Origin of the sequence: Pigmentiphaga sp. YJ18, assembly GCF_038066655.1 — a bacterium.
Classification (GTDB): Bacteria; Pseudomonadota; Gammaproteobacteria; order Burkholderiales; family Burkholderiaceae_B; genus Pigmentiphaga.
Genome location: NZ_JBBUKU010000008.1, coordinates 29,282 through 45,094, shown reverse-complemented (window position 1 = coordinate 45,094; position 15,813 = coordinate 29,282). Strand labels below are relative to the sequence as shown.

The window sequence follows — 15,813 nt, the reverse complement described above, 5'->3', positions numbered from 1 at the left end:
GCCAGATAACAAGAACATCCGCCATGGCTGGGGCCCCGCCCAGGCCACCCGTGCCGGCGGGGATCTTCAAGTTCGCGCTGGATGCGCTGCCCGACGGCGTCCTGCTGGTGGATGCCGACAGGCGGGTGATCTACGCGAACAAGGCCTTCATGGCGCAATGGCGGTTTCCCGAGGAAGCGCGGGAAGGCTGGAGCGAAAGCCGGATGCTGGCCCACGCCAGCGATCAGCTTGCCGATCCCGACCGCTTCCTGGAGCACGTGGAGATTCTTCATGCCACGGACGAGGCCTACCGCGACGAACTGTACTTCAAGGACGGACGCGTGTTCGCCCGCCGCAGCGTGCCCTTCGTGGCGGACGGATCCTTCCGCGCGCGGATCTGGATCTTCACCGACATCACCGAGGCCAGGTCCTCGCTGCTGGATCCCTTGTCGGGCGTCCCCAATCGCCGAGCCTATACGCAGGAGTTTCCCGCTTTCGTCGAGGCGCCCGACGACGGACTGCTGAAGTGCGTGGCCATTCTCGACGTCGACAGCTTCAAGGCTTACAACGACCACTATGGCCATGCCGCGGGCGATCGGGTGCTCAAGCGCGTGGGCGACCTCCTGCGCGGCATGCTGAGCCGGTCCGACGACCGGGTTTTCCGGATCGGCGGCGAGGAATTCCTGCTGGCCTGCCGCTTGAGAGAGGACGCCGAGGGCGCGTGCTTCTGCGACGAGATACGCGTGGCCATCGCGGGCATGGCGATTGCTCACCAGGGTAATCCGCCGCATGGCGTCGTGACCGCGTCGATGGGATTCGGCATCTTCCGCGGCGAACGCCGCACCGCCGACATCTTCGACAAGGTGGATGCCGCGCTCTACCAGGCCAAGGCCGAGGGGCGCAACACCTTGCGGCGCGCGGCCTTGTAGCGGAGTCATTCGAAGGGAAGGGGGGCGCGCGATGGAGACGGCAGGGTTGGAAGTATGGACGGTGGGGCATTCCACGCATTCCCTGGAAACGTTCCTGGCGATGCTGGCCGCCCATGACATCCAGGCGATCGCCGACGTGCGGCGGCATGCGGGGTCACGCAAGTACCCCCATTTCAATCCGGATGCGCTGCGCCATGCGCTCGCGCAGGCCGGGGTGGAATACGTGCCGCTGCCGGAACTGGGCGGCCGCCGTCCGCCCCTGGCGGACTCCCACAACACCGTCTGGCGCAACCCGTCGTTCCGCGGCTACGCGGACTACATGGAGACCGATGCCTTTCGCGAAGGCATCGAGCGCCTGCTGGCATTGGCTCGCCGCCGGCGGACCGCCATCATGTGCGCGGAAGCCGTGTGGTGGCGATGCCACCGGTCGCTGATCGCCGACTACCTGAAAGTGCGGGATGTCTGCGTGAGGCACATCCTGGGCGCCGGCAAGAGCGAAGTCCATCCGTACACGTCGGCGGCGCGGATCCAGGACGGCACATTGACGTACGCGCCGAACGCCTGAGCCGCCGGCGCGCGCAGACAGGAGGAACGCCATGGCGGACCGATTCAAGGTGGGCGACCACGTAAGCTGGAATTCCGAGGCGGGTATCGTCAGCGGCACCATCATCCGGGTGCACACGAAGGACTTCGACTACAAGGGCCACACGCACCGCGCCAGCGGGGATGACCCGCAGTACGAGATCCAGAGCGACAAGACCAGCCATGTCGCGGCGCATAAAGGGTCGGCGTTGAGAAAGACTGTGCGCACTGACTAGGGTTCATCCCTATTTCCGTGCGCACTCCTGATTTTTATATTGATAAGTAGCTTATGTAAATTGATGAATTATATAGGGCATCGTTCGGAGGCGACTCGTGCTCAAGACAGCAAAGCAACATCTGGATAGCCTGCGGGACGGGCGTGTCGTCTACGTCGGCAGCGAAAGAATCGATGACGTGACAACGCATGCCTACTTTCGCAATGCGGCGCAGACCATCGCCGGCTTGTTCGACCTCAAGCGGGATCCCGCGCACGGGCGGTTCGCGGTCATGGAGGAAAACGGCGAGGCCTTCAGTTCCTACTATCTGAAGGCAAGGTCGCGGGAAGACCTGGACAAGCGCTATCAGACCCACAAGCTGATTGCCGATGCCAGCCTGGGCATGTTCGGCCGCTCGCCCGATCATGTGTCCTCGTTCGTGACGGGCATGACGCTGGCCAAGGACGTGCTCGGCCCCTATGCCGACAACCTGGACCGGTATTACGAGCATCTGCGCAAGACAGATGGCTATGCGACCTATGCGGTCCTGTCGCCGCAGAGCTCGCGCAACCCGGAGTTCTACAAGTTGCGCAACCTTACGTCGCCGTCGCTGCGCGTCGTCAGGGAAACGGATGCCGGGGTGGTCATCTCCGGCATGAAGATGCTGGCCACCGGGGCGTTGTTCGCCAACGAGATCTGGATCGGCAACATCCTGCCGCTCGCACCGGACCAGGCTGCCGAGTCGATCACCTGCGCGGTGCCGTGCAATGCCAGCGGACTGGCGCTGTGGGCGCGCAAGCCCATGGAGCCGAACGCGCCGAATGACTTCGAGGGGCCATTGAGCCATCGCTTCGACGAGTCCGACGCGATGCTGATCTGCGACGAGGTGCTGGTGCCCTGGGAACGGGTCTTCGTGCACAACTCGCCGGACCTGGCCCGGCAGATCTATGTCAGGACGGCCGCGCATGCCTATGGCAATCACCAGTCCAACGTGCGCTTCCTGTCGAAGCTGCAGTTCCTGGTCGGCCTGGCCAGCCGGATCACCCAGGCGACCGGTGCCGACCAGGTGCCCGCGGTCAAGGAAGCGATAGGGCGGCTGGCCGCCCTGGAAGGCATGTTGGGCGGCACCATCCAGGGGCAGATCCATGCGGCAGAGGACTATCCGGACGGCGGGTGGAAGTGCTTCAACCGGCGCCACGTCTATGCCGCGCTGAACTGGTGCACCGAGACCTATTCCGAGATCGTGGACAAGGTGCGGGAGTTGTGCGGGGGAGGCGTGTTCCAGATGCCGGCGAACATTTCCGTGCTCGAGGACGAGGAGCTGGCCGCCCGGTTCGCAGCCAATTGGGATACCCCCCAGCTTGGCCATATCGAGCGAATGAAGCTGTTCAAGCTCGCCTGGGACATCGTCGGTTCGGAGTTCGCCGGCCGCCACCAGCAGTACGAGAAATTCTATGCGGGGGCCTCGTTCATCGTGCGCAACTATAGCTACGTGCACGCAGACTGGGGCCAGTTGCACGGCATGGTGGATGGCTTCATGGAGACCTACGGCGTTCCCAGCAACGCGGCTGAGCAACCAGCCAGAGTCGGCGCATGAGTGGCGATACGAGTATCTATGCCGCGCAGGGGTTCGGCGGCCAGTTGGGGATGGGCCGTGCGCCGGCTTTGTTGATCGTCGATTTCGTCCAGGGTTTCGCCGATCCCGGCGTGTTCGGCGGCGGCAACATTCCGCAAGCGATCGCGGCGACGGTGGACCTGCTGGCCTTCGCCCGGCAGCAAGGACTTCTCATCGTGCATACGCGTGTCGTCTATGCGGACGACGGTTCCGACGGCAATGCCTTTACCCGCAAGGTTCCGAGCTTGCTGCGGCTCACGGAACACGATCCGGCCAGCCAGATCGTCAAGGAGCTGAGTCCGCGCACGGGCGAACTGATCGTTCGGAAGCGGCTTCCGTCGGCATTCGCCGAGACCGGCCTGGCGGCCTGGCTGGCCATGCGGCGCGTGGATACCGTGATCGTCGCCGGCTGTACGACGTCGGGTTGCGTGCGCGCCTCCGTGGTCGACGCGATGGGAGCGGGGATGCGGGTCGTGGTGGCGGCCGACTGCGTGGGTGATCGGGCGCCGGAGCCCCACGAAGCGAACCTGTTCGATATGGCGCAGAAATATGCCGACGTGGTCGGCAGTGGGGACGTGCGCGGCATGTTGGCTGCGCTCGCCTGAACGGTACAGATCACTCATCACCGGGAGCAGGGTATGGCAGACAGCTTGGGATTCAGGCTGAGGTTGGGGATCATCGCCCCTTCGACCAATACATCGGTCCAGCCGGAAATGGACGACATGCGTCCGTATGGCGTGACCAACCACTTCGGCCGCCTGTATATCCCCGACGAGCCGATCCACGATGACGACGGCTTCGCGCGCCTGATGGACAACATCCGGGCTTCCATGGACGAGGCCGCGCGCGTGGTGATGACCTGCCAGCCCGACCGGCTGGTGCTGGGGATGTCGTCCGAGACCTTCTGGGACGGGATGGACGGCAGCAGGAAGCTGATGGAGCGCATGCGCGCCATCGCGGGCGGCAAACCTGTGACCATGGGTTCAGACGCCGTGATCGAGGCGCTGCGCTGCTATGGCGACATCAGAAGAATCGCCGTCGTGACGCCTTACCAGCCGCTGGGCGATACGCAGGTGCGCCGGTTTTTCGAGGACGCGGGGTTCGAAATCGTTGCGTTGGAAGGGCTCAAGTGCACGAGCCCGGTGCAGATCGCGCATGTGTCCCAGCGGGAGCTGCGGGACGCCATCAACCGGGTCAACGGCCCGTCCGTCGAGGCGATCGTGCAGGTGGGGACCAATCTCGCCGCGGCTCAGGTGGCCGGCATGGCGGAGTTCTGGCTCGACAAGCCTGTCATCGCGATCAATACCGCCATCTACTGGCACGCGCTGCGTGATAGCGGAATTCACGACAAGGTGCCGGGTTTCGGCTCCCTGTTGCTCAACCACTGACAATCGACCAAGGAACCAGTCATGAAAAGAGTGTTCGCCAAACGTCTTTTCTCCGTCTCCGCCTGCCTTGCCACTGCTTGCGCGAGCGTGCCGGTCTTGGCCGCGGACGAGATCAAGGTCGGCTTGATGCTGCCATTCTCGGGCACCTACGCCCAGTTGGGAGAAGCCGTTGAGAAGGGATTCAAGCTGCACATCGATGAGCAGGGCGGCAGGCTGGCCGGCAAGACGGTGACCTACGTCCGCGTGGACGACGAGTCGGAGCCATCGAAAGCCAGCGACAACGTCAATAAGCTGATCAAGCGGGACAAGGTCGATGTGATCGTAGGCACCGTGCACTCCGGTGTCGTCATGGCCATGGCCAAGGCGGCGAAGTCGTCCAAGACGCTGCTGATCATTCCCCATGCCGGCACCGACGAAGTGACGGGAGCCATGTGCGCGCCGAACATCTTCCGCAGTTCGTTTTCGAACTGGCAGCCCGCCTACGGGGCCGGGAAGCTGGCGGTGGAGAAGGGCTACAAGCGCATCGTGACCGTCTCGTGGAAATACACGGCGGGCGAGGAGTCGCTGCGCGGATTCAAGGAAGGCATCAAGGGGTCGGGGTCAAGCGTGGTGTCGGACCTGACGGTACCTTTCCCCAACACCGAGTTCCAGGCGTTGTTGACGCAGATCTCAGCACTCAAGCCCGATGCCGTCTATGCCTTCTTCGGCGGCGCGGGTGCCGTCAAGTTCGTCAAGGACTATGCCGCGGCGGGACTGGGCCGGACCATTCCGCTGATCGGATCGGGATTCCTGACCGAGGGCGTGCTGCAGGCGGAAGGGGCGGCCGCCGAAGGCTTGCAGACCACGCTGCACTATGCGGACGGGCTGAACAGCGAGGTGGACAAGGCGTTTCGCGCCGCCTATGCCAAGGCATACGGAGCCGGTCCCGACGTATATGCCGTGCAAGGCTACGATGCCGCGCAGATGCTAGCCCATGGCCTGAAGGCGACCGGCGGCGACCTGGGCAAGCAGGCCGGGATCGTCAAGGCGATCGAAACCATGACGGTGAACAGCCCGCGCGGCGCCTTCAAGCTTTCAAAGGCGCACAGCCCGGTGCAGGACATCTATACGCGCACCGTCGCCAGCGGCGAGAACCGCTACACCAGCATCGCCGCGAAGGGCGTGGGCAGCCCGTCGGACGGCTGCGCCATGGCGGCCAGGTAAGGGCGTGCCGAGATGGATCCCACGATCTTCCTGGTCCAATGCCTGAATGCCGTGCAATACGGGCTGCTCCTGTTCCTGATCGCGAGCGGCCTGACGTTGATCTTCGGGATCCTTGGCGTGATCAACCGTGGCCCACGGTGCGCTCTACATGGTCGGCGCGTATCTGATCTACGCGCTGACGCCCGTCGCGGCGACATACTGGGGCGGCAATTTTGCCGTGACGGTGGTGGTGGGCATGCTCCTGGCGCTGGCGTTCGGCTATCTGCTGGAATGGCTGTTCTTCAGCTTCCTGTACGGCCGGGACCACCTGCAGCAGGTATTGATGACGTACGGGCTCATCATCGTGCTGGAAGAGCTGCGAGGCCTGGCCTTCGGCAACGACGTCCACAGCGTGCCGGTGCCGCAGGCGCTGGCGGGGCCGGTATCGATCGCGGGCGTGATCGACTATCCGCTGTACCGCCTGGTAGTCATGGCCGTGTGCGTGGCGTTCAGCCTGGGGCTCTACATCCTGATCCAGAAGACCCGGCTGGGCATGCGGATCCGGGCGGGCGCGGACAATCGCGACATGACGCGGGCACTGGGCATAGACGTACCCGGTCTGTTCCGGATCGTGTTCGCGATGGGCGTGATGCTGGCCGCCGTCGCGGGCATGCTCGATGCGCCATCGTCGTCGGTGTTTCCGGGCATGGGGAACGGTGTCCTGATCATCAGCTTCGTGGTGGTCGTCATCGGGGGGATCGGATCGGTCCTTGGCGCCTTCATCGCCGCGCTGCTGGTGGGATTTACCGATACCTTCGGCAAGGTGTTCCTGCCGGATTTCGCCAGTGTCGGCGTGTACCTGCTGATGACGGTCGTGCTGCTATGGAAACCGACGGGTTTGCTGGGGGGCGCAAGATGATTGAACGCAAGTATCGGCGCATCGCCGTGACGGCGAGCCTGCTGGCGTTGTCCGCCGCCGCGTGGCTGTTGCCCGAGTACTACCTGGACGTGCTTACCACGGTCATGATCTTCGCCATTCTGGCGATATCGATGGAGTTGGTGCTAGGGACGACAGGCCTGGTCAGTTTCGGGCAGGCGGCATTCTTCGGCGTGGGAGCCTATGCCGTCGTCGTGCTGCAGAAGTACCTGGGCATGGACAACCTCCTGGCCGTCGGGGCGGGAGCAGTCGTGGCATCGGCGGCGGTGGGCGCCTTCGTCGGAGCATTGTCGCTGCGCACGCGGCATGTCTATTTCATCATGGTGACGCTGGCGTTCGCCCAGATGATGTACCACATCGCGCACGACACGCCCTTGGTGGGCGGCAGCGACGGCATGTACCTGGGGCGGGAACTCGACATCGCGTCGTGGGCGGGGCTGGAATTCGCCTTCGAAGGTACGACGGTGCTGTTCCTGGGGGCGCTAGTGTCGCTGGTAGGGTGCATCGTCATCGCGGTGGTGCTGCTGCGAGCGAAGTTCGGGCGGGCGCTGAAGGGTATTGGTTCGAACGAACGCAGGATGGCGGCGGTGGGGTATCTGCCCTATCGCTACAAGCTTGCCGTGTTCACGATAGGCGCGGCGATGGCCGGCCTGGCGGGGTTTCTGTATTGCGCCAAGCATGGAGCGGCTTCGCCGGAAATGATGGGCTGGCAGAAGTCGGGCGTGGTGCTGTTGATGGTGATCATCGGCGGTATTGGACGGTTGTGGGGAGCGGTGTGCGGCGCGGCGATCTATGTGCTGCTCCAGGAGGTCCTGTCGTCCGAGGACGTGATGGGGCCCCTCGCGGCGCATTGGCTGTTGCTGTTCGGTATCGCGATCATCCTGATCGTGGCCTGCTGGCCGAAGGGTTTCGCCGGCCTGGTGGAGAAGTGGATGCGGCCCAAGGCAAGGGAGACGGCATGACCGGCGTGGTGCTTCAGTGCGATGGCTTGTCCCGCGCGTTCGGGGGACTACAGGCGGTCAGCGATGTGCGGCTGGAGGTGGCGCCCTGTTCCATTCATGCGGTGATCGGCACCAACGGGGCGGGCAAGTCGACGCTGTTGAGCCTGCTGGCGGGCGAGATCCGCGCGGACCAGGGGGTGGTTCGCCTGGATGGACGGGATATCTCCCGGTTCGCCCAACCATACCGGGCGCGGGCGGGGCTGGGGCGCACCTATCAGCGTAATACCTTGTTCGAGGGCTTGACCGTGGGCGAGAACATCCGGCTGGCCGCGCAGGCGCTGGAGCAGGAGCCCTGGACCGTCCTGCGTCCGGCAAGCGCCTGCGACTCGACCAACCGCCGCCGCGAGGCGGCGGCGCGCAAGGCTGGGCTGCTGCACGAACAGGGCCGCCTGGCCGGCGCATTGAGCCACGGGCAGAAGCGGCAGTTGGAAGTGGCCATGTGCCTGGCCCATGAACCCCGCGTGTTGCTGCTGGACGAGCCGCTGGCGGGCATGGGCCTGGAGGAAAGCGTCCGCATGCTGGATCTGCTGCTCGACCTCAAGCGCGACCACGCGATCGTGCTGGTCGAGCACGACATGTCCGCGGTCTTCAAGGTAGCGGACCAGATCACGGTGATGGTGAATGGCCAGGTCATCGCCAGCGGCGCCCCCGAGCGGATAAGAACCGACGCAGCCGTGATCGCGGCCTATCTGGGAGAGGAACATGCCGCCTGCTGAGCGCGCTGCGCCGAATCTGTTGGCCAGAGACATCCATGGCTTCTATGGCGACAGCCACATCCTCCACGGAGTGGACCTGATCGTCGGCCGGGGCGAATCCGTCGGCCTGCTGGGCCGCAACGGCATGGGCAAGAGCACGCTGATCAAGAGCTGCCTGGGATTGCAGGCCAAGATGAGCGGGGAGATCAAGGTAGGAGGAACGCGGGTCGATGGCTGGAGGCCGGAACGGATCGCCCGGCTGGGCGTGGCCTATGTACCCGAGGGCAGGGGGATCTTTTCTTCCCTGTCGGTGCTGGAGAACCTGAAGGTGGCTGCCCGCCGGGGCCCCGATGGCCGGCAGGACTGGAGTCTCGATCGGGTGCTGGACCTGTTCACGCGGCTGGTTGAGCGCCTGGGCAACGGTGGCGCGCAGCTTTCGGGCGGCGAGCAGCAGATGCTGTCCATCGGACGCGCGCTGATGACGAACCCGGACCTGTTGGTGATCGACGAAGTGACCGAGGGGTTGGCGCCGCTGGTGATGAGGGAAATCTGGGCCACCGTGGACCGGGTGAAGGAGGCGGGGATGGCTTGCCTGCTGGTGGACAGAAATTACCGGTCGGTGCTGGAAAGTACGGACCGCTGCTATTTCATGGAGAAGGGACGCGTCGTCTGGGAGGGCGCATCGCCAGAAGCTCTGGCCGACCGTGACATGCTGGCGAGGTATCTGGGCGTGTGATGCCGGCCGTCCATCCGAGGAGGAAGCCCGTGGGATGCCAGGAGGCCTGTGCTAATCTAAGCGACTTAGCGAAGCTACTGACATATCTTCCAGCCGGCGAGGCCGCAGTCAGTGGCAGAGCCTGGTTGGAGTGCTGTCGCTTGGAGGATCGGTTGAAAGACCAGATAAGTTCCCTGGGAGGAGCGTCGCGGCCGGAAACGGTCACAGTTTCCCGGCGCGAGTTGTTGGTGAATCGCTCGGACAGCACGTTCCGCAAGACGATCCATACCCTGATGGCGATATCGAACAACATCGATGCGCTGCGGATAGGCTATGGCGAACTGATCGGTATTTCCGGACCCCAGCATGAATTGATCATGGTGATCGCGCGAGTCAATGACGGCCAGGGCATAGGCGTGGGGGAGCTGGCGCGATTGATCAGGAAGAGCAGTCCATTCGTGGTCATGGAGACGAATCAGCTTCAGAAGCAGGGATTGATCGAGAAGATTCCTTCGTCCGAGGACCGGCGCCGCGTCGTGCTGCGCGTCACGCGTCAGGGCGAGGAGCGCCTGGCCGAACTGGCGCCGTATCAGCGGGAGATCAACGACATCCTGTTCGGAGATTTCAGCCGGGAAGAATTCCTGGATTTCTTCGAACGCCTGGGGCAATTGCTGCCTTCCAGCGAAAGAGCGGTCGAGATCGTCGAATCGTTCGTGCGAGAACGGCAGCGTCAGGAAATGTTCGTGGCCGCGAGCCGGCCCGCCAGGGCACCTGCCCGGGCGGGACGTGGACAGCCACGGAAGTCCGCTTCAGCGAAATGACGGCAGGGCGAGGCCGGCCGCGGCATGTCCAAGGCCGGTTTTTTTGTGGTCTTAAATATAAGTAACTTAATTAAGTTTGTTAGTTTATAAGGAATGGCGCCATCCGCACGAAGGTGGAGAGCCCTGGAATCGGACAGGAGGAGACATGGCGAAGGGATATGTGATCGCGCGGGTGGAGGTGACCGACCCGCAAGCCTACGCGGCGTATGCACGCGTCTCGGCGGAAGCGGCGCGCCTCCATGGAGGCAAGGTGCTGGCCAAGGCCGGTGCGTACGTCGAGCTCGAGGGTGAAGCCAAGCCGCGGAACGTGGTGCTGGAGTTTCCCAGCCTTGCCCAGGCGGTCGCCTACTACAGCTCGGTGGAATACCAGGCCGCCCGGGCGAAGCGGGCTGGCGCCGCCATTGTGGACATCGTCGCGGTCGAAGGCGTGGACGAGGAGCTGGGAGCATGAACACCATCGATCCGGCCGCTCTGCGCCGCTGTCTGGGGTCCTTCGTCACCGGCGTGACGGTCGTTACCGCCATTGATCGGCAGGGCGGATTGCAGGGCATGACGGCTAATTCGTTCACTTCGGTGTCCCTGGATCCGCCCTTGATCGTCTGGAGCCTGCGCACCAGTTCGAGCAGCTTCGAGGCGTATCGCGGCGCGAAGAGATTCGTCGTCAACATCCTGGCCCAGGACCAGGTCCACGTGTCGAACCTGTTCGCCAGGCCGGGCGAAGGGCGGTTCGACGCCATCGCCTGGTCTGGCGGACTGGGCGGAGTCCCGTTGATCGAGGGCTGCGCCGCGCATCTGGAGTGCTGCTTGGAGGCGACCTATCCAGGAGGCGATCATGTCCTGTTCCTGGGGCGGGTGGAGAACATCGTTACGAACGACCGGAAGCCGCTGGCGTTCGGGTTGGGCAAGTACATGGTGGTGCAGCCTCACGACCATCAGGTCGACCTGTCCGGCAGCGTGGCGGAGCTGGGCGCGGTCCATGCCGCCCGGGGGGTGCTGGACGAGGTCTTTCGGAAGACGGATCTGACGGTTGGCCTGGGCGTCTGGGGCAACATGGGGCCGACGATGATCTGGTTCAACGAGTCGTCGCGTCCGCTGGACTTGAAGCTGCGTTGCGGCATGGTGATGCCGCTGTTGGGATCGGCCACCGGCAAGGTTTTCGCCGCCTTCGGCCGCCAGGCCGAGATGGCACCCCGGATCGAGGCGGAACTGCAACAGGCCTGGCGCGTCGGCCACGAGTCCGGCCTGCGCGACGAAGCCGAGCATATGCTGGCACAGGTCCGCGCCACGCGTGTGGCGGCCGTGCGCGATTCCTTGTTGAACGGCGTATTCGAACGCCGTGTCCATGCCGTCAGCGTGCCGGTGTTCGATGCGCGGGGCGCCATTGTGCTTGCGCTCACGATGATGAGCCACGACGATGGATTCGGTCAGGACCATCCCGCCGTGGACGTACTCAAGAGCGCCGGGCGGGAGCTGTCCGGACAGTTGGGATTCGCGGGCTAGCGGCTACACCGCCGTATACCCGCCATCGGCCAGCAGGTCCGTGCCCGTGACGAAGGCCGCCGCGTCGCTGGCCAGGAACAGCGCGGCCTCGGCGATCTCGGCCGGGGTGGCGATGCGGCCCAGGGGATGGCGGGGGGCCAGCCGGGCGCTCGCCGCGGCTTCGCTGCCGTAGCGGCGGGTAAGCCGGCTGGTCATGACCGAGCCGGGAGACAGGCTGACGGCGCGTAGACCCTGCTGTGCGTAGTCCACCGCGATCGAGCGGGTCAGGCCCAGCAGCGCAGCCTTGCTGGCGCTGTAGGCGCCCGCGCCAGGATTGGTCACGTGCCCGAGCTGGGACGCGATGTTCAGGACGACGGCACCCGGCGCGCGCAGCAGGTGGGGAATGGCCCACTTGGCCATCAGGAAGGCGCCGGTCACGTTCACGTCCAGGGCCTGCCGCCAGTCATCCACCCCCAGTTCGCCTATCGGCAGCCGTGGCGAGACGATGGCCGCATTGTTGACCAGGATATGCAGCGCGCCGAAATGAGCAGTGGTGGCCTCGACGGCCTGGCGCGCGGAATCGGCATCGGCCACGTCGCAGCCCAGCGCCACGCTGCGTTCCGGAGCCGGACCCAGGCGGGCGCGCGCCTCGGCTCCGGCCCGGTCTCGATCCAGCCAGGCCACGCGGGCGCCGGCAAGCAGGAAGCGGCCGGCGATCGCGGCTCCCAGATCGCCCGCGGCGCCGGTCACGATCGCGATCCGGCCGGACAGGGGCAGGCGGGAGGATTCCATAAGAGGTTCCGAGGCATTTAAATGTCTACACTTTATTCTTTTTATATGGTTTATTTCCAATAATTAGAGAATTTTTGATGATTTTATGAGGGTAAATCTCTAGTGCATAGATAAAGTGTTGATAGTTTGAGGAACCAAGGTTTATTCTGAACCGAAAATTCAAGGGGCGCCGCCCGGCGTGCGTTCCCCATGTCGTCACTTTCCCTTCAAGGCCGTCCATGGGTACTGTCTCCGATTCGCTTCATGTCAACGCACGCCGCCGCCTGCTGCTGGCCGCGGCGCCTCTCGCCGCATCGGCCTTCTCGGGCGGCGCACGCGGCGCGGCGGGCGGAACGGGTTATCCGACACGCCAGTTGACGCTGGTCTGCCCGTTTCCCGCCGGCGGGTCGGCCGACACGGTCAGCCGCCTGGCGGCGCACGCCCTGGCGGCCGAGCTGGGGCAGTCGGTGGTGGTCGAGAACAAGGCCGGTGCCGGCGGCAACATCGCCGCAGACTACGTCGCCCGCGCGCCGGCCGATGGCTACACGCTGCTGGTGGCGGGGCAGGCCATCCTCGCGATCAACAAGCCGCTCTATCGCAAGCTGCCGTACGACGCGGAAAAGCAGTTCCGCTTCGTGTCGATGATCGCGTCGATGCCCAACGTGCTGGTCATCAATCCCAAGACGGTGCCGGTGGCCGGCATCAAGGAGTTCGTCGCCTACGTCAAGGCCCATCCCGGCGACGTCAGCTACGGGTCCAACGGTGTCGGCTCGCTGTCGCACCTGACGACCGAAATGCTCGCCAAGGCGGGCGGGATGAAGTTCCTGCACGTGCCCTACAAGGGCAGCGCGCCGCTGATGGTGGACCTGGTGGCGGGACGCCTGGGGTTCTGTTTCACGGGCTCGGCCCTGGCCGCCCAGATGGTGAAGGAGGGCAGCGTGAAGGCCCTGGCGGTCACGACCAGCGAGCGCATCCGCGCGCTGGCGGACGTGCCCACGCTGGTGGAGTCTGGCTTTCCGGAACTGAACGCGCCGAGTTGGTTCGCGATGGTGGCGCCTGCGGGCGTCAAGCCCGAGGTGTTCGAGCGGCTGAGCCAGGCCATGGCCAGGGTTACCGCCTCGTCCGACTACGTCGCCGCGCTGGACAAGGCGGCCAGCATCGTCGAAACGATGGATCCGGCCGCCGGCGAGGCCCGTCTGAAGCGCGAACGCGCATTCTGGACGGAAGCGGTGACCATGACGGGGGCGACGGCCCGTGATTGACCCCGGGCAGGATGCCGGGAAACGCAAGGAGCGGAGGGCCAGGATGCTGAGCGATCAACAGATCGACGCGTACGCGCGCGAGGGGTACGTCAGTCCGGTGGAGGCCTTTTCGCCGGAGCAGGCGCGCGGCTACCGCGACCTGCTGGAGTCCGCAGAGCGGTCGGGCGGGGGACTGTCCGCGGATCGGCGCCGCAAGATGCATCTCTATCTGAAGTGGGTGGACGACATCGTCCGCCATCCACGCGTGCTCGATGCCGTCCAGGACCTGATCGGCCCGGACATCTTGCTCTTCCACCTGACCTGCTGGATCAAGGAGGCGCACACCGATGCGTTTGTCAGCTGGCATCAGGACTCGACCTATTTCGGCCTGGATCCCGCCGAGCACGTGACCGCCTGGGTGGCGCTGTCCCCCAGCAACCGGGAAAGCGGCTGCGTGCAGGTGGTGCCCGGCAGCCACGCGGGGGGGCAGCAGCGGCACGCGGCTGGCGGGGATGCCGGCAACATGCTGAAGACGGGCCAGTGGCTAGACGTGCCCGACGATGCCCGTATCGACCTGATGCTGCTCCAGCCCGGGCAGTTCTCGCTGCATCACACCTATCTTTTCCACAATTCCATGCCCAACCGCTCGCCGGACCGGCGCATCGGCCTGGGCATCAGCTATATTCCCGCCCACTGCCGGTGCGACAGCCGCCAGCGCCTGTCCGCCAGCCTGGTACGAGGCGTGGACCGCCACGGGAATTTCGACCTGGATCCGGCGCCGGCCGCGGATTTCGATCCGCAGGGCATGCGAAGCCATGAAGCGGCGATGCGCCGCTGGCATGCCGCCCGCGCGGAGTTGATCCCCAAGGCGAATACCGCGACATAGCCCGGGCGGCCGCCTCGTGTTCCACCCGTAGTTTCCCCGGTGTTGCGCCGGGGGTACTGGCTGAACCGCGGCCTGTCCGGTATCGCTATCATGTCTTCCGAGGAGGCCGGTCGTCGGCAATGGGCACCGACCCGGCCAGGCTCCCGGGAGACCGGCGTGGGCCGGTCGGCAGCCGTCCCATACCGAGTGCGGCATCATGAACAACAACGACACCTTGCTTGCGCTCGCCCATCCCCTGATCGCGCTCCTGCTGGCGGCCATGTTCTATGGCGCGTGGCGCTACGCGCATCGCCAGCCGCAATTCCTGTACTTCGCCGTGGGTTTTGCCTGCTACGCGAGCGGCATATCCATGCAGATCCTGCTGTGGCCGCCCTGGCTGCAGGCCAACATCGCGTTGACGGGCGTGGCCTACGCCAGCGCGATCTTCTGCTTCGCGCGAGGCTTGACGGCGCTGGAGGATAGGCGGCTGCCCTGGCTGCCGGCCGTGCTCGTGCTGGCGGCCATGCTGGCCATCCGCATGGCCAGCGCGCAGGACGAAGCGCTGTTCCGGCTGCGGGTGGCGACCACACACATCGCCGCCGCGCTGGTGTTCCTGCTGGCGCTGTGGCAGGTCCGCCATATGGCGCGGGGAACCGCCCTGGAGCGCCTGCTGTTCTGGTGCGTGGCCGCGTGCTCGCTCAGCCTGTTCCCCCGGGCCATGCTTGCCACGCAGCCGGCCGACCGCTACGGCTACGAACATTCGCTCTATTGGGAGGTCACGCAGACCAGCTTCTATTTCTTCGGGATAGCGGTGGCCTTCCTGATGCTGGGCCTGACGTCGGTGCGGACCATCGCCAGCCTGAGCCAGGCAAGCCGCCGGGATCCGCTGACGGGGATGAACAACCGGTCGGGGCTGGGCGAATTCCTGGCGGCACGCCTGCCCCTGTGCGCAAGCTATGGCCTGATCATGGTGGACGTGGATCATTTCAAGGGGATCAACGACCGCTACGGCCATCCGGTGGGAGATGCGGTACTGAAGCGGCTGGCGGCGGTCATGGAGCAGGGCATACGCACGGGCGACGCGGTGGGCAGGTTCGGCGGGGAGGAGTTCATGGTCGTTCTGCCCGAGGCCTCGGAAGACGAGACGAAGCGGGTGGCCGAGCGGCTGCGCGCGGCGGCGGCCGCGCAGGATTTCTCGGACATCGCGCCGGAGCTGCAATGCACCGTGAGCCTGGGCGTGGGCAGCTTCGAGCACGCAGTCTCGTTCGAGCTGGCCTACGCGACCGTGGACGAGCGCCTGGCACGGGCCAAGCGCCTGGGCCGGAACAGGGTGGTGGGGAAGGAGCCCGGCTGGGCCGTCCGGCGCAGTTCGGGAGCCTGAGCTTCCCGAGCCAAACG

General features: G+C 65.2%; 17 protein-coding genes and 1 pseudogene. 17 read left to right on the top strand and 1 reads right to left on the bottom strand.

Annotated elements, in window-relative coordinates:
- Positions 1-23 precede the first annotated feature (23 nt).
- The 14 genes and pseudogenes from WKR98_RS29090 to WKR98_RS29025 all read left to right on the top strand — a co-directional run bounded on the left by WKR98_RS29090 (position 24) and on the right by WKR98_RS29025 (position 11,559).
- Positions 24-908 carry a sensor domain-containing diguanylate cyclase gene (locus tag WKR98_RS29090; RefSeq protein WP_341435400.1) on the top strand — a complete coding sequence of 295 codons (885 nt, stop codon included), beginning with the start codon at positions 24-26 and terminating at the stop codon, positions 906-908.
- Positions 909-954: 46 nt separating this feature from the next.
- Positions 955-1,473: a DUF488 domain-containing protein gene (locus tag WKR98_RS29085; protein WP_341435399.1), complete on the top strand. Its 519-nt coding sequence runs from the start codon at positions 955-957 to the stop codon at positions 1,471-1,473.
- 31 nt (positions 1,474-1,504) lie between these two features.
- Entirely contained in the window at positions 1,505-1,726 is a 222-nt protein-coding gene (locus WKR98_RS29080; RefSeq protein WP_124689000.1) for a DUF2945 domain-containing protein, read from the top strand.
- A 97-nt stretch (positions 1,727-1,823) separates the two neighbouring features.
- Positions 1,824-3,302, top strand: coding sequence for a 4-hydroxyphenylacetate 3-hydroxylase family protein (locus WKR98_RS29075; protein WP_341435398.1), 1,479 nt, complete (start codon positions 1,824-1,826; stop codon positions 3,300-3,302).
- Positions 3,299-3,925, top strand: coding sequence for an isochorismatase family protein (locus WKR98_RS29070; RefSeq protein WP_341435397.1), 627 nt, complete (start codon positions 3,299-3,301; stop codon positions 3,923-3,925). The genes WKR98_RS29075 and WKR98_RS29070 overlap by 4 nt, the downstream gene beginning before the upstream one ends.
- A 33-nt stretch (positions 3,926-3,958) precedes the next feature.
- Complete coding sequence (locus WKR98_RS29065) at positions 3,959-4,708, top strand: maleate cis-trans isomerase family protein (protein ID WP_124689003.1); 750 nt, start codon at positions 3,959-3,961, stop codon at positions 4,706-4,708.
- Positions 4,709-4,729: 21 nt separating this feature from the next.
- Positions 4,730-5,911, top strand: a complete 1,182-nt coding sequence (locus tag WKR98_RS29060) for an ABC transporter substrate-binding protein (RefSeq protein ID WP_341435396.1) — start codon at positions 4,730-4,732, stop codon at positions 5,909-5,911.
- Positions 5,912-5,923: 12 nt separating this feature from the next.
- Positions 5,924-6,809 (top strand): annotated as a pseudogene (locus tag WKR98_RS29055) (branched-chain amino acid ABC transporter permease).
- On the top strand, positions 6,806-7,789 hold the full coding sequence (locus tag WKR98_RS29050; RefSeq protein ID WP_341435395.1) for a branched-chain amino acid ABC transporter permease: 984 nt from the start codon (positions 6,806-6,808) through the stop codon (positions 7,787-7,789). Before WKR98_RS29055 ends, WKR98_RS29050 begins: the two are co-directional and overlap by 4 nt.
- Complete coding sequence (locus WKR98_RS29045; RefSeq protein ID WP_124692299.1) at positions 7,786-8,544, top strand: ABC transporter ATP-binding protein; 759 nt, start codon at positions 7,786-7,788, stop codon at positions 8,542-8,544. The genes WKR98_RS29050 and WKR98_RS29045 overlap by 4 nt, the downstream gene beginning before the upstream one ends.
- Positions 8,531-9,259 (top strand): ABC transporter ATP-binding protein, encoded by a 729-nt coding sequence (locus WKR98_RS29040; protein WP_341435394.1) that lies wholly within the window; start codon positions 8,531-8,533, stop codon positions 9,257-9,259. Before WKR98_RS29045 ends, WKR98_RS29040 begins: the two co-directional genes overlap by 14 nt.
- A gap of 152 nt (positions 9,260-9,411) precedes the next feature.
- Positions 9,412-10,059 carry a MarR family winged helix-turn-helix transcriptional regulator gene (locus WKR98_RS29035; protein WP_341435393.1) on the top strand — a complete coding sequence of 216 codons (648 nt, stop codon included), beginning with the start codon at positions 9,412-9,414 and terminating at the stop codon, positions 10,057-10,059.
- Positions 10,060-10,204: 145 nt separating this feature from the next.
- Positions 10,205-10,510 carry a DUF1330 domain-containing protein gene (locus WKR98_RS29030; protein ID WP_341435392.1) on the top strand — a complete coding sequence of 102 codons (306 nt, stop codon included), beginning with the start codon at positions 10,205-10,207 and terminating at the stop codon, positions 10,508-10,510.
- Complete coding sequence (locus tag WKR98_RS29025) at positions 10,507-11,559, top strand: flavin reductase (RefSeq protein ID WP_161567778.1); 1,053 nt, start codon at positions 10,507-10,509, stop codon at positions 11,557-11,559. Before WKR98_RS29030 ends, WKR98_RS29025 begins: the two co-directional genes overlap by 4 nt.
- Positions 11,560-11,562: 3 nt before the next feature.
- Here WKR98_RS29025 and WKR98_RS29020 read toward each other — a convergent pair whose 3' ends face one another.
- A complete protein-coding gene (locus WKR98_RS29020; RefSeq protein ID WP_341435391.1) occupies positions 11,563-12,330 on the bottom strand; it encodes an SDR family NAD(P)-dependent oxidoreductase in 768 nt (255 codons plus the stop codon).
- Positions 12,331-12,548: 218 nt separating this feature from the next.
- Between WKR98_RS29020 and WKR98_RS29015 the strand changes: the two genes are divergently transcribed.
- From WKR98_RS29015 to WKR98_RS29005, 3 genes are all read left to right on the top strand, one after another.
- Positions 12,549-13,571 (top strand): Bug family tripartite tricarboxylate transporter substrate binding protein, encoded by a 1,023-nt coding sequence (locus WKR98_RS29015; RefSeq protein ID WP_124689011.1) that lies wholly within the window; start codon positions 12,549-12,551, stop codon positions 13,569-13,571.
- A gap of 43 nt (positions 13,572-13,614) precedes the next feature.
- Positions 13,615-14,436, top strand: a complete 822-nt coding sequence (locus WKR98_RS29010) for a phytanoyl-CoA dioxygenase family protein (RefSeq protein ID WP_341435390.1) — start codon at positions 13,615-13,617, stop codon at positions 14,434-14,436.
- 196 nt (positions 14,437-14,632) lie between these two features.
- Positions 14,633-15,796 (top strand): GGDEF domain-containing protein, encoded by a 1,164-nt coding sequence (locus tag WKR98_RS29005; RefSeq protein WP_341435389.1) that lies wholly within the window; start codon positions 14,633-14,635, stop codon positions 15,794-15,796.
- The last annotated feature ends 17 nt before the right edge of the window (positions 15,797-15,813 follow it).